This window comes from Actinosynnema sp. NPDC059335 (assembly GCF_042752395.1).
GTDB lineage: Bacteria > Actinomycetota > Actinomycetes > Mycobacteriales > Pseudonocardiaceae > Actinosynnema.
Genome location: NZ_JBHYXZ010000053.1, coordinates 1 through 12,890, shown reverse-complemented (window position 1 = coordinate 12,890; position 12,890 = coordinate 1). Strand labels below are relative to the sequence as shown.

Genomic DNA, 12,890 nt, shown 5'->3' with positions numbered 1-12,890 from the left:
GCGCCCCCCCGCCCCCCCACCGCGGGGCCGGGCGCGCGGCCCCGGGGGCCGTCCCGCCGGGCCCCGCCCGGCCTACACCCCGATGATGGTGATCTTGGTGTCCTTCGGCACGCGCTCGCCGGCCCGCACCGACTGGTTCACCACGCGGGCCCGGTCGCGGTTGTTGAACTGGACGTCGACCTTCAGGCCGGCCTCCTCCAGGATCTTCTTCGCCTCCTTGACCGTCTTGCCCTCGACGTGCGGCACGGTCACCCCCTCGGGGGCCACGAAGACGGTCACCCGGCGGTTCGTCGGCGGCAGGTTCGTGCCCGCCGGCGGGTCGGTGCGGACGACCTTGCCGCCCTCGACCTTGTCCGACGGCTCCGGCGTGCCCTCGACCGGCTCGAACCCGGCCGCGCTCAGCTCGGCGAACGCCTCGTCCTTCGACTTGCCGATCACGCTCGGCACCGGCTTGGGCTCGGGGCCCTTGCTCAGCACGATCGTCACCGCGGAACCGATCGGCACGGGCGTGCCGGGCGCGGGCTTGAGCGTCACCACCTTGCCCTTGGGCACGCGGTCGCTGAACGCGTCCTCGGCGGGGTTGAGCTGCGGCTTCAGCCCGACCGAGGTGATCTCCCGCTCGGCCGCGGCGACCTCGACCCCGGCGTTGACCTGCGGCACGACCGGCTTGCCCGCGGACACCACGAGCCGCACCAGGTCACCGCGGGTCGCCTCGGTGCCGGCGGGCGGGTCGGTGCTGATCACCTGGCCGCTGGGCACGGTGTCGCTGTTCTCGGTGCGCAGCGTCTTCTTCAACGACGCCTCGTCCAGCAGCGCGGTGGCCGTGGCCTCGTCCTTGCCGACCAGGTCCGGCACGGTGGTCACCCGGCCGACCACCAGCCACCAGCTCGTGACGCCGATGATGACCGCGACCACCGCGACGACGCTGATCCACGTGATGAACTGCCGCTTGCTGCGCGCCCGCATCTCCTCGTAGAGCTGTTCGGGCGTCTTCTTCTTCGGCGGCCTCTTGGGGCGCGGACGGCCCGGCGGGGGCGGCTGCGGCCCGACCGGCTGGGGCTCCGGCGGGGCGATCAGCGCCGCCCTGGGGATCGCCCGGGTGCCCTGCGGGCCGGTGGGCGGCGGCACGAGCGGGTTGGGTCGGTGCACCGGCACGGTCGGCTCGGCGAACGGCACGCCCGCGCCCACCCGCACCGGCTCCACCCGCACCGTCCGCTCGGCCGGCCCGACCGGCGCGGGCACGTGCTCCGTGGCCTCCTCGGCGGGCGCGGCGGGCGCGGCGGCGGCCTGCGGCGCGGGGGCGGGCACCGGCACGTCCACCAGCGCCAGGCCCAGCTTCGCCCGCGCGGTCTCCACCTCGGACAGGAACGACTCGGCGTCCGCGGGCCGCAGGAACGGCTCCTTGCGGGTCGCCCGCCGCACCAGCTCCGCCACCTCGGCGGGCACGTCCGGCACCGGCGGCACCTCGTCGTTCACGTGCCGGTAGGCCACCGAGATGGCGTTGTCGCCGACGTACGGCGGCGCGCCCGTCAGCATCTCGTACAGCAGCACGCCCGCCGAGTACACGTCGCTGCGCGCGTCCGTGGTCCCCGTGGTGACCTGCTCGGGGGAGAGGTAGGCGACCGTGCCCAGGATCATGGTGTCGCTGGTCACACCGGCCGTGGACACGGCGCGGACCAGGCCGAAGTCGGCGACCTTCACCGTGCCGTTCGGGCCGATGAGCACGTTCTCCGGCTTCACGTCCCGGTGCACGAGGTCGGCCCGGTGCGCCGCGGCGAGCGGCGAGAGGACCTTCTCCAGCACGGTGAGCGCCAGCGCCACGTCGAGCTTGCCGCGCGCGGTGAGCAGGTCCCGCAGCGTGCCGCCGTCGACCAGCTCCATGACCAGGTAGACCCGGTCCTCGTCCACGCCCTGGTCGTGCACCTGCACCACGCCCGGGTGGTGCAGCTTCGCCGCCGCCCGCGCCTCGCGCTCGAACCGCGCCACGAACTGCGGGTCGGCGGAGAACCTGGGGTCCATGACCTTGATGGCCACGGTGCGCTCCAGGCGGGTGTCCACACCTCGGTACACGGTGGACATGCCGCCCCGCGCCACCAGGGCGCCGACCCGGTAGCGTTGTTCGAGCAGCCCGCCGATCACGTTCGTCGCCGACCTTTCCACAGCCGTGGATCGTACGGTGGGTGGTGCCGACCGATGCTGTGCGCTGGAGCATCCCACGCGCGCGTGTGGGATCCGTGTCAAAGTCGAGCGGAACGGTGGGTGTCCGCAAGCCGACCCGCGGGTGTACCGCCACCACCCGGTTGGCGCAGGGCATCGCGCACGTCGTTGTGGCATCGTGACGCACGTGAGTGCGATTCCTGCCGCTGCGGATGTGCTGGCTCCCGACCTGGAGGTCCTGCCCCTCCCCGAGGTCGCCGAGCGTCTTGGCCTGCCGATCAACCGAGTCCACCAGTTGCTGCGCGACGGTCAGCTGCTCGCCGAGCGCCGTGACGGTGTCCTCGTCGTCCCCGCCCAGTTCCTCGCCGCCGGAGGCGTGGTGAAGGGGCTGCCCGGCACCATCACGGTGCTGCGCGACTCCGGCTTCTCGACCGAAGAGATCCTGCGGTGGTTGTTCACCGAGGACGAGACCCTGCCCGGCACGCCCATCGAGGCGTTGCGCGGCGACCGCGGCCGTGAGGTGAAGCGGCGGGCACAGGCCCTGGGCTTCTGACGGAAGCGCACCACCCCGACGACCGACCACGTCCGGGCGGCTCCTCCGAGCGGGGGAGTCGTCCGGACGTCGTGTTCCCGGGCGCTCAGCGACCGGTGAGCCGGGCGATCAACGCGCGGGCGAAACCGGGCCCGGCGACGGCCAGCCGCCGCGAGGTGGGCACGACCACCCGCCGGTCCAGCACCCTGTAGTCGGCCGCGGCGATCTCGTCCAGGATCCCCCGGTAGAGGACGAGCGCGGTCCGGACGCACGGCCGCGACACGGGCCGCAGCATCGGCACGCCCACCTCGGCCTCCCGGTACTCGGCCAGCGCGTGCGCCACCAGGTGCCGGAGCGCCCGCCGCACCCGCTGGTCGGACCGCCCCGTCCGCCGGCACCAGACCAGCAGCTCGCGGTCGACGCCGTGGGCCGCCAGCACGTCCAGCGGCAGGTAGAGCCGGCCCCGGTCCAGGTCCTCGCCGACGTCGCGCAGGAAGTTCGTCAGCTGGAACGCCCGGCCCAGCGCGGCCGCCGCCGGCTCGGCCCGCTCCCGCGGCCCCACCGTCCCGAAGACGGGCAGCATCTGCAGCCCGATGACCTCGGCGGACCCGTGCATGTACCGCTCCAGCGCCGGGAAGTCCGGGTACGACGTGACCGTCAGGTCCATCCGCATGGATGCCAGGAAGTCGGTGAACAACGCCTGGTCGAGGCGGTGGCGCCGCGCGGTGTCCGCCAGGGCCGCGAGCACGGGGTGGCCCGTCCGGCGTCCCGCCAGCTCGTCGCGGAGCCGCGCTCCCAGCGCGTCCAGCTCGCCCGCGGGGTCGGGCGACGTGCCGCTGTCCACGATGTCGTCGGCCAACCGGGCGAAGCCGTACAGGGCGTGCACGGAGGGCCGCTGCGCGGGCGTGAGCAGGCGCGTGGCGAGGAAGAACGTGCGACCGTGCCGGGCGTTCAGCTCGCGGCAGCGGGCGTACGCCGCGGCCAGGTCCGTCACGCGTACCTGCTGGACAGCCGCAACGGGTCCGGCCTGGTCAGGGACACGCACGCGAGCGCGGACACCGCCGCGACGAACACCAGGTAGGCCCACGAGTACAGCGCCGTGTCGCCGTTGGGGAACGTCACCAGCAGCAGCCAGGTGGAGAAGAACACCGCCGCCTTCAACCCGGTCGTGGTCCACGGCAGCGCCGCCGCCATCACCAGCGGCCAGCTGAAGTACCAGGGCAGCGTGGCCGGGGAGAGCAGCGCCACGGCCAGCATGGTGATCGCGGCCCGGCGCATCGCCTCGGGGCCGCCGTCCTGCGCGGCCCGCCACTGCCGCCACACGATGAAGACCAGCAGCACCGAGCCGAGGCCGCGGGCGACGGTCATGAACCAGCCCGGCTCGACCCGGACGAACGCGCTGACCACGGTGTGCGCGAAGTCGCCGACCGCGCTGGGCAGCGACAGCCAGTTCACGATCGTGGAGGACGAGCTGAGCGCCGGGATCCAGCCCAGGTCCAGGCCCGACACGAAGGTGGTCGCGGCGAACACCGCGAGGAACGTGACCACGCCGCCCGCGATGGCCTTGCCGAGCTGCGTCGTGCGGGACCCGTCCAGCCTGCGGGCCCACACCAGCACCAGGAACGGCAGCGCGACCACGGCCGTGGCCTTCACCGCGAACGCCAGCGTGACCACGGCGATGCCGAGCACGTGCCTGCGGTCGAGCACCAGGAGCACCCCGGCCGCGAGCAGGCCCACCATCAGCAGGTCGTTGTGCGCGCCGCCGATGAGGTGCACGAGCATCAGCGGGTTCGCCACGGCCACCCACAGCGCGGTCGCGGGCCGGCCGCCGAGGTGGCGGGTCAGGCCGGGCAGCGCCCAGCACAGCAGCACCAGGCCGACCGCCAGCACCATCCGCATGATCACCACGCCGCCGATGACGCTACCGCCCGTGGCCCACACCACGCCCTCGGCCAGCATCAGGAACAGCGGCCCGTACGGCGCGGGGGTGTTCTGCCAGACCCAGCTCACGTTGTCCGACAGCGGGCTCTGGAGCACCGCGGGGCCGACCGAGTAGGGGTCCAGGCCGTTGAGCGCGATCTGGCCCTGCGCGAGGTAGCTGTAGATGTCCTTGCTGAACAGCGGCGGCGCGAACAGCAGCGGCAGCGTCCAGGCCACGATCGCGGTGAGCACGGCGGCGCTGCCGACGTGGCCGTTGCGCACCATCCGGCCGAGCCGGGTCCACGACCAGATCACCATGCCGAGGCCGAGGTAGAGCACGGCGGTGGCGAGGTCGTGGCCGTGGCCGTACCGGATGAAGCTCAGCGTGGTGTCGGCCAGCAGCGGGTCGTGCTTGAGGATCGCGCCCGCGCCGGTGCCGCCGAGGGCGAGCAGCATGACGCCGCCGACGCCGAGCAGGATCGTGCGGATCGGGATGCCGCCGGGGTCCGGCCGGTCCACCGGGCCGCCGTCCCGAACCCGGGTAGCCGACGACCGCACCGGCTCGACAGGTGCGGCGCTCGATCGTGGGAAGGACGGGGTCGCGGCCATCGCGGCAACATCGTCGCACAAGGTCCGGACGCGCCGGCACGTGATAGCGCTGTCTGGTGACAGGCTCGTAACACCAGGAGGGATCTTCGCACGCGCGTGTCACTCGGGGGAGTGACCACATGGAGTATTCGACGGCGGCGGCCCGGTCGGTCCCACCTGCGCCGCACGCCGCCGGAGCCGTCGCAGGCCGCCGGAGCCGACGGACGCGGACGGACGTCGCCGGACGATCGGCGGCGACGCCGGGCAGCCACGTCGCGGGCGGCGCGCCACCGCGCCGCCGGGTTGCCGTGGTGCGCCGCCGGCCGGGCTCGTGGCGGCGTGACGCCGGCCGGCCCGTCTCGTGGTGGCGCTGCCGCGGCGGGGCTCGTGGGTGGCGCGGTGCCGGATGCGGCCAGGCGTTAGGGCGCGGTCAGCGCCCGGTGCGCGCCCACCGGGTCGTGACCGGGCGTCGCGACCTCGTCGCGGTGGTCCCCGTGATCCGCTGGGCGGCCAACCGGCCCGAGATCAGCACCGGCGGCACGCCCACGCCCGGCGTGGTGCCGCAGCCCGCCAGCACCGCGTTGTCGAGCACGAGGTTGCGCGGCCGGAACGGGCCGGTCTGGGCGAACGTGTGCGCGGCCGAGAACGGGGTGCCCGCGGCCAGGCCGCGCTCGGCCCAGTCCCGGGGCGTGACCAGCTGCTCGACCTCGATCGCCGAGCCGAACCCGGTCAGGCCGCGCGCCTCCAGCACGCCCACCAGCTCGTCGCGGTAGGCCGGGCCGACGCGGTCCCAGTCGATCGGGCCGGTGCGCAGGTTCGGCGCGGGCGCCAGCACGAACATGCCCTGGCCGGGCGGCGCGGTGACCAGCAGCGACGGGTCGCTCATCAGCGTGCCGCGGCGGGTCAGCTCGTCGAACGTCCGGTCCCAGGCCCGGCCGAAGAACAGGGTGTGGTGCGCCAGCTCCGGCCACGTCCGGTCCACGCCCGCGTGCAGCACGACCGCCGACGGCGACCAGGTGATCGGCAGCGGCCGGCGCGGGCGGTGCCCCAGCAGGCGGTACGCCATCGGCAGGTCCGGGGTGAGCACGACCGCGTCGCACGGGATGCGCTCGCCGTGCGCGGTGCGCACCGCCGTGACCCGGCCGCCGATGCGCTCCAGCCACGCCACCGGCGTCTGGAACCGCAGGTCGGCCCCCGCGTCCCGGGCGGCGGCGGCCATCGCGTCCGGCAGCGCCCGCATCCCGCCTTCGGGGTGGTGCACGCCCGCGATCGTGTCCATGTACGCGATCACGGCGTAGGCGGCGAGGGCCTTGCGCGGCGGCACGCCCGCGTACAGCGACTGGAACGAGAACACCCGGCGCAGGCGTTCGTCGCGCAGGAACCGCGCCACCGCGGGCCCGAGCCGGCCGAACCCGCGCAGCGCGGCCAGCTTCGCCAGCTCCGGCGTGAGCAGGGACAGCGGCGAGTCGAAGTTCGCGCCGATGAACCGCTCGCGCTCCACCCGGTACAGCTCGGTCAGCCAGCGGCGCAGCGCCCGGTAGCCCGCGGCCTCGCGCGGGCCGGCGAACCGGCGCACCTCGGCCTCCATCGCCTCGGCGTCGGAGTGCACGTCCAGCGTGCTGCCGTCGGTGAAGCGGGCACGGTAGGCGGGGTGCAACTGCCGCAGCTCCAGCCGGTCGCGCAGCGAGTCGCCGACCGCGGCCAGCGCCTCGTCCACCAGCTCCGGCATGGTCAGCACGGTCGGCCCGGTGTCGAAGCGGTAGCCGCCCAGGTCGAGCCGGCCCGCCCGACCGCCGGGCACGGCGTCGCGCTCGACCACGGTGACCCGGCGACCCGCGCCGAGCAGGTGCAACGCGGCGGACAACCCCGCCAACCCCGCGCCGACCACGACGACGTGGTCCGTGCGGCCGGTGACCGTGCGCATCGTCAGTAGGTCCGTTTCGTGGCGCTGACCGCCAGCTCGGCCAGTCGTTCACCGGCGGGTTCGGCGACCGGGGCGCGTTCCAGCGCGAGCAGCGCGGAGGCGGTCAGCTCGGCGATCCGCTCCTCGACCGCGTCCACCGCGCCGACCTCGCGCAGCCGCGCGCGCACCTCGTCCACCATGGCGACGTCCAGGTCGGGTTTGCCCAGCGCCTCGTGCAGCACGTCCGCGCCGAACCGCATGCCGAGCGCGACCAGCAGCGTGCGCTTGCCCTCGCGCAGGTCGTCGCCCGCGGGCTTGCCGGTCACCGCCGGGTCGCCGAACACGCCGAGCAGGTCGTCGCGCAGCTGGAACGCCACGCCGATGTCGGTGCCGAACGAGCGCAGGCCGTCCACCAGCTCGGGTGACGCGCCGCCGATCGCCGCGCCCATGTGCAGCGGCCGTTCGACGGTGTAGGCGGCGGTCTTGAGCCGGTCGATGCGCAGCGCGGCGTCCGGCGAGCTGTCGCCGCGCGCCTGGGTCAGCACGTCGAGGTACTGGCCGGCGAGCATCTCGGTGCGCATGTCGCGCCACGGCAGGCTCAGCCGCTGCAACGCGTCGGTGGGCAGGCCGGCGGCGAACAGCATGTCGTCCGCCCAGGCCAGCGCCACGTCGCCGATCAGCACCGACGCGGCCAGGCCGAACCGCTCCGGCTCGCCGAGCCAGCCCTCGCGGCGGTGCCTGCGGGCGAACCGGACGTGCACGGTCGGCATGCCGCGCCGGGTCTCCGAGGCGTCCATCAGGTCGTCGTGCACCAGCGCGCACGCCTGGATCAGCTCCAGCGAGCTGACCGCGGTGAGCACCGCGCCGGCCAGCTCGCCCTCGGGGTCGCCGCCCGCGGCGCGCCAGCCCCACCACGCGAACGTGGGCCGGATCCGCTTGCCGCCGCCGAGGACGAAGTCGGCCAGGGCGTCCACGGCGCTGGTGAAGTTCTCCTCCATGCGCTCACCCAGCGCCCGGCGGTCGGCGAGATAACCTGCCAACGCTTCGTCGACGTGCTTGGGCAGTTCGAGGTCCAACGGGTGGGGCGGCACCCGTCTATGGTCACCTCTGTCCCTTCGGGATGCCCAACCGGGGGGCTGGTCCCATCCAGTGAAAGGCGTCTCCCACGGTCCGGACGTGCCTCTAGGCTGGGAGGCATGACGTCGGTGGTCGAGCGCCTGCGCACGGGGTCCCCCGTGTTCTCCGTCGAGTTCTTCCCGCCGCGCGACGAGGCGGACGAGACCGTGCTCTGGCGGGCGATCCGCGAGCTGGAGCCCCTCGACCCGGCGTTCGTGTCCATCACCTACGGCGCGGGCGGGTCGACGCGCGACCGGACCATCCGGACCACCGGCCGGGTCGCGCAGGAGACCACCCTGCTGCCGATGGCGCACCTCACCCTGGTTAACCACTCGGTGGCCGAGCTGCGCAACGTGATCGGCTGGTACGCGGCCGTCGGTGTGCGCAACATCCTGGCCGTGCGGGGCGACCCGCCCGGCGACCCGAACGGCGAGTGGGTGGCGCACCCGCAGGGCCTGACCTACGCCGAGGAACTCGTCCGGCTGTGCCGCGAGCTGGGCGACTTCTGCGTCGGCGTGGCCGCGTCGCCGTACGGGCACCCGCGGTCGACGGACCTGGATGAGGACACCCGGTACCTGGTCCGCAAGCTGCGGGCGGGGGCGGACTTCGCGATCGCCCAGCTGTTCTTCGAGCCGGAGGACTTCCTGCGGCTGCGCGACCGGGTGGCCGCGCAGGGCTGCGAGACCGTGCTGATCCCCGGCCTGATGCCGCTGACCACGCCCCGGACGCTGGCCAAGACGGTGGAGCTGTCGGGCGCGTCGGTGCCGCCCTCGGTGGCGCGCCGCCTCGACCCGTACGCCGACGACCCGGCGGGCTTCCGCGCGGCGGGCATCGACCTGGTGACCGAGGTGGGGGAGCGGCTGCTCGCCGAGGGCGTGCCGTGCCTGCACTTCTACACGTTCAACCGGTCGAAGGCGACGCGCGAGATCGTCGGCCGGCTGAACCTGGTGCCCGCCCGCGCCTGACCCGCCCGCACCGGGTGCGCCTGATCACCCGGACGTGGCGGGCCGCCGGGTCGGCCTGGTCGCCGCGTACGCCGGCCCATCGGGCGCGCCGTGTGCGCCGGACCGCCGGGCGCGGTGGCCGGCGCGTCAGCGGCGGAGCGCCGCCGGCAGGCCGTGGTCGACGCGATGGCCGCCATCCTCCGCGACCCCCGGGTCAGGACACCCGGCTGCGGCGGTGGGCGACGATCGCCAGCACCACCACGATCAGCGCCGCCCCGCCGGTCAGCCCGGCCACCAGCATCGTCCAGCCGAAGTACGACACCGAGTTCGCGCCCGCGTACCGGACCGTCGCGGTCAACATCGACGCCTGGCCGGGCTTCGGGGACCACGCGATGGTCGCGTCGTCCTCCTCTCGCCCGTTCGTGTCCACGATTTCACCCGGAAAGCTGATCTTCACCTGGATGTCCGCCCGTTCCGGCGGCACCTGGGTCAGGTCCACCGACCCCGACAACGTCACCAGGTCGCCGGACCTGCGGAACGCGAGCTGGTACCGGCTGGACGACGCGCTCGTCGCCGTCGACAGCGCCCGCACCTCGTCGAACGTCAACCCGGTGAACGACAGCTGCGTGCCGACGTAGTCGTCCACCTTGTACGGCTTCGTGCTGACCCGACTGGCCAGGTCCTCGGGCACCTTGAGCTGCGGACCGGGGTCGTTGTCCTTGGTCGGCGGCGTGGCGGCGACGATCTCGCCGGACACGCGGTCGTCGGTGGACAGCGCCATCGCGGCGTGCAGCCGGACGCACCCCGTCAGCGACAGCAGCGCGACGAGGAGGACCGGCAGGAGGAGCGCGGAGGCCCTGGACACCCGGTCATAGTGCCGGCCGCGGTCAAAAGTTGACCATCGGGACACGATCGTGAGCCTCGCTAAATACCTGTTGGGGGGACAAGGGCCGGAGGTAACGTGCGGCGCATGGCAACCTCCTCCGCCGGCGTGCACGGCATCAGCAACCAGTTCGTGGCCGACTACGCGGCGGCGGACCCGCTGACCGCGACGTTTATCGGCAAGCCCGGCCACGACGACGAGCTGACCGACTACTCGCCGGAGGGCCACGCCGCCCGCAAGCAGCTGGCCGTGGCCGCGCTCGCCGCCGTCACCGCGGCCGAGCCCGCGGACAAGTCGGAGGCCGACGCCAAGGCCGTGTTCCTGGAGCGGGTCGGGCTGGAGGTCGAGCTGCACGAGGCCGGCCAGATGGAGGGCGCGCTCAACGTCATCGCGAGCCCCGTGCAGTCGCTGCGCGAGGTCTTCGACCAGATGCCCACCGAGACCGCCGACGACTGGGCCGTGATCGCCAAGCGGCTCACCGCCGTGCCGGACGCGGTGGCGAACCTGCGCGCGGGCCTCGCCTACGCCGCCGACAAGGGGTGCGTGGCGGCGTTGCGGCAGGTCAGCCGGGTCGCCGAGCAGTGCGACACGTGGTCGGGCCGAGCCGGCGGGAAGTCGTTCTTCGCCGGGCTGATCGCGGACGCGCCGGTGGACGGCGCGCTGCGCACCGAGCTGGAGGCGGGCGCGAAGGCCGCCTCCGAGGCGTACGGCGACCTGGCCGTGTTCCTGCGCGACGACCTCGCGCCCAAGGCGCCGGGGAAGGACGCGGTCGGCGAGGACGTCTACCGGCTGTGGTCGCGGTTCTTCACCGGCTCCCGGCTCGACCTGGCCGAGGCCTACGAGTGGGGCTGGGCCGAGTTCACCCGCATCGAGACGGAGATGAAGCAGGTCGCGAACCGGATCAAACCGGGCGCGACCCTCGCCGAGGCCGCCGCCGCGCTGGACGCCGACCCGCGCTACCTGGTGCACGGCAAGGACGGCCTGCGGTCGTGGATGCAGGACCTGTCCGACAAGGCCCTGCTGGACGTCCGGGGCGTGCACTTCGACCTGCCGGACGAGCTGATGAAGCTGGAGTGCCGCATCGCGCCGCCCGGCGGCGGCGTCGGCGCGTACTACAACGGCCCCACCCCGGACTTCTCCCGGCCCGGCCGCATGTGGTGGTCCGTGCCGGACGACAAGGAGGAGTTCCCCACCTGGCGCGAGGTGTCGACCGTCTACCACGAGGGCGTGCCCGGCCACCACCTCCAGGTCGCCACGGCCGTCTACCAGGCGGAGAAGCTCAACGAGTTCCAGCGGCTGCTGTGCTGGGTGTCCGGCCACGGCGAGGGCTGGGCGCTGTACGCGGAGCGGCTGATGCGCGAGCTGGGCTACCTGGAGGACGACGGCGACCTGCTCGGCATGCTGGACGCGCACCTCTTCCGCGCCGCCCGCGTCATCATCGACATCGGCATGCACCTGGAGCTGGAGATCCCCAAGGGCACCGGCTTCCACGAGGGCGAGCGGTGGACGCCGGAGCTGGGCCTGGAGTTCATGCTCACCCGGACGATCACCGACCCGGCCCACGTGCGCGACGAGATCGACCGCTACCTGGGCTGGCCGGGGCAGGCCCCGTCGTACAAGCTGGGGGAGCGGCTGTGGCTGGCGGCCCGCGAGGACGCCCGGGCGCGGCACGGCGACGCGTTCGACCTCAAGGCGTTCCACCGGGACGCGCTGGAGATGGGCGCGATGGGGCTGGACACGCTGCGTGAGAGGCTTTCGGAGATCTGATTCGATCCGGTGACCTCGGCTCACCCGGCCTCACGCCGAGGTCACCGGATCGGGTGTTGGATCGCGGTGCGGACGACCGGCAGGGGGGACCTGATGACCAGACGTGCGACGCGTGCCGTGCTCGGCGCGGCACTGGCCGCTTCGCTGCTGCTCGGCGGGTCGCCGGCGCTCGCGCAGGCGGAACCGCTGGGCGACCAGGCCCAGTGGCGCATCCGGCAGGAGATCGTCGACCAGGCGCTGCGCCAGGTCGGTCAGCGCGAGGGCAACGGCAACTACTACCCGCCGCAGTACCAGGTCGAGGGCCAGGGCGTGCTGCGCCCGGCCGAGTGGTGCGGCGTGTTCGTCAACTGGGCGTGGACGACCGCCGGCGTGCCGGATCGGCCGTCGATGCGCCCGGCCCCCGGCGCGCCCGTGCTCGACCAGGGGCACTGGGCGACGTACTGGCAGAAGTGGGGCAAGGCCAACGGCCGGTGGAAGGACATCGCGGAGCGCGACGTCGCGCCGGGCGACGCGGTGGTCTACGGCAACTACCCGGACATGCACGCGCACGTCGGGCTGGTCGTCGAGGTGCGGTACGACCGGACCGGGCGCAAGGCCACCCACGTGCGGACGGTCGAGGGGAACTTCGACGACCGGGTCGTGTACTCCAAGCTGCGCAAGATCGAAGGGCTGAACGCGGGCAAGTACCTGCAGGCGACGGGCTTCGTCTCGCCGTTCTGACCGGTTGCGCCCCGGTTCGAGGGCTGGGCGCGGTGAAGACCGGAAGCGTTTAAAAGCTTCTCAAAGCGTCCTCGCCGGACGGGCAGATCAGCAGGATGACGGACCAACGTCGTTGGCTGCGATTGCGTCGTGGGTCCGGTGTCCGTGTCATCCCGCCGACCTCCACAAGGGCAACCACACGTGTCAAGGGGGCGGTTCCGGCCCATCGTGGCTGTTGGCACCGTCGGTGCCCCCTTGACACGCGCGGTTGGGCGTTGCCAGGTCGGCGGGATGACACGGCCCCCTCCTCTGGGATGAAAAGCCCTCGCACGACAAAGCGGCTCACCGGCCCCGTTACGCGGTGCGTGCCGGCCTTTCTCC

At 73.6% G+C, this 12,890-nt stretch carries 10 protein-coding genes; 4 read left to right on the top strand and 6 right to left on the bottom strand.

The genetic code is table 11. The features are described from left to right. Positions 1-72: 72 nt before the first annotated feature. Entirely contained in the window at positions 73-2,160 is a 2,088-nt protein-coding gene (locus ACFXGA_RS18365; RefSeq protein WP_378089325.1) for a PASTA domain-containing protein, read from the bottom strand. Between the two features lie 184 nt (positions 2,161-2,344). On the opposite strand from ACFXGA_RS18365, the gene ACFXGA_RS18360 reads away from it, so the two are divergent. Next, entirely contained in the window at positions 2,345-2,710 is a 366-nt protein-coding gene (locus tag ACFXGA_RS18360; RefSeq protein ID WP_233820415.1) for an Rv2175c family DNA-binding protein, read from the top strand. A gap of 85 nt (positions 2,711-2,795) precedes the next feature. On the opposite strand, the gene ACFXGA_RS18355 is transcribed toward ACFXGA_RS18360, so the two are convergent. The 4 genes from ACFXGA_RS18355 to ACFXGA_RS18340 all read right to left on the bottom strand — a co-directional run bounded on the left by ACFXGA_RS18355 (position 2,796) and on the right by ACFXGA_RS18340 (position 8,191). Next, entirely contained in the window at positions 2,796-3,683 is an 888-nt protein-coding gene (locus ACFXGA_RS18355) for a phytoene/squalene synthase family protein (protein ID WP_378089323.1), read from the bottom strand. Continuing rightward, positions 3,680-5,128, bottom strand: coding sequence for a polyprenol phosphomannose-dependent alpha 1,6 mannosyltransferase MptB (mptB, locus tag ACFXGA_RS18350; protein WP_378089321.1), 1,449 nt, complete (start codon positions 5,126-5,128; stop codon positions 3,680-3,682). Before mptB ends, ACFXGA_RS18355 begins: the two co-directional genes overlap by 4 nt. A gap of 499 nt (positions 5,129-5,627) precedes the next feature. After that, on the bottom strand, positions 5,628-7,121 hold the full coding sequence (gene crtI, locus ACFXGA_RS18345; protein WP_378089319.1) for a phytoene desaturase family protein: 1,494 nt from the start codon (positions 7,119-7,121) through the stop codon (positions 5,628-5,630). 2 nt (positions 7,122-7,123) lie between these two features. Continuing rightward, a complete protein-coding gene (locus ACFXGA_RS18340; RefSeq protein WP_378089317.1) occupies positions 7,124-8,191 on the bottom strand; it encodes a polyprenyl synthetase family protein in 1,068 nt (355 codons plus the stop codon). A gap of 105 nt (positions 8,192-8,296) precedes the next feature. On the opposite strand from ACFXGA_RS18340, the gene ACFXGA_RS18335 reads away from it, so the two are divergent. After that, a complete protein-coding gene (locus tag ACFXGA_RS18335) occupies positions 8,297-9,181 on the top strand; it encodes a methylenetetrahydrofolate reductase (RefSeq protein WP_378089315.1) in 885 nt (294 codons plus the stop codon). Between the two features lie 193 nt (positions 9,182-9,374). Here the strand turns inward: ACFXGA_RS18335 and ACFXGA_RS18330 are convergent, their stop codons facing one another. Beyond that, a complete protein-coding gene (locus ACFXGA_RS18330; protein ID WP_378089313.1) occupies positions 9,375-10,025 on the bottom strand; it encodes a DUF3153 domain-containing protein in 651 nt (216 codons plus the stop codon). Positions 10,026-10,130: 105 nt separating this feature from the next. Here ACFXGA_RS18330 and ACFXGA_RS18325 point away from each other — a divergent pair, with 105 nt between their 5' ends. Both ACFXGA_RS18325 and ACFXGA_RS18320 read left to right on the top strand, forming a co-directional pair. After that, the gene (locus ACFXGA_RS18325) at positions 10,131-11,810 is read left to right on the top strand and encodes a DUF885 domain-containing protein (RefSeq protein ID WP_378089311.1); all 1,680 of its coding nucleotides are present in this window, start codon (positions 10,131-10,133) and stop codon (positions 11,808-11,810) included. Between the two features lie 93 nt (positions 11,811-11,903). Next, positions 11,904-12,530 (top strand): CHAP domain-containing protein, encoded by a 627-nt coding sequence (locus tag ACFXGA_RS18320; protein WP_378089309.1) that lies wholly within the window; start codon positions 11,904-11,906, stop codon positions 12,528-12,530. Positions 12,531-12,890: the final 360 nt, after the last annotated feature.

Excerpts from the sequence above, each read along its gene's own strand:
- crtI (WP_378089319.1), bottom strand. The coding sequence starts at position 7,121 with ATGCGCACGGTCACCGGCCGCACGGACCACGTCGTCGTGGTCGGCGCG.
- ACFXGA_RS18335 (WP_378089315.1), top strand. The coding sequence starts at position 8,297 with ATGACGTCGGTGGTCGAGCGCCTGCGCACGGGGTCCCCCGTGTTCTCC.
- ACFXGA_RS18325 (WP_378089311.1), top strand. The coding sequence starts at position 10,131 with ATGGCAACCTCCTCCGCCGGCGTGCACGGCATCAGCAACCAGTTCGTG.
- ACFXGA_RS18320 (WP_378089309.1), top strand. The coding sequence starts at position 11,904 with ATGACCAGACGTGCGACGCGTGCCGTGCTCGGCGCGGCACTGGCCGCT.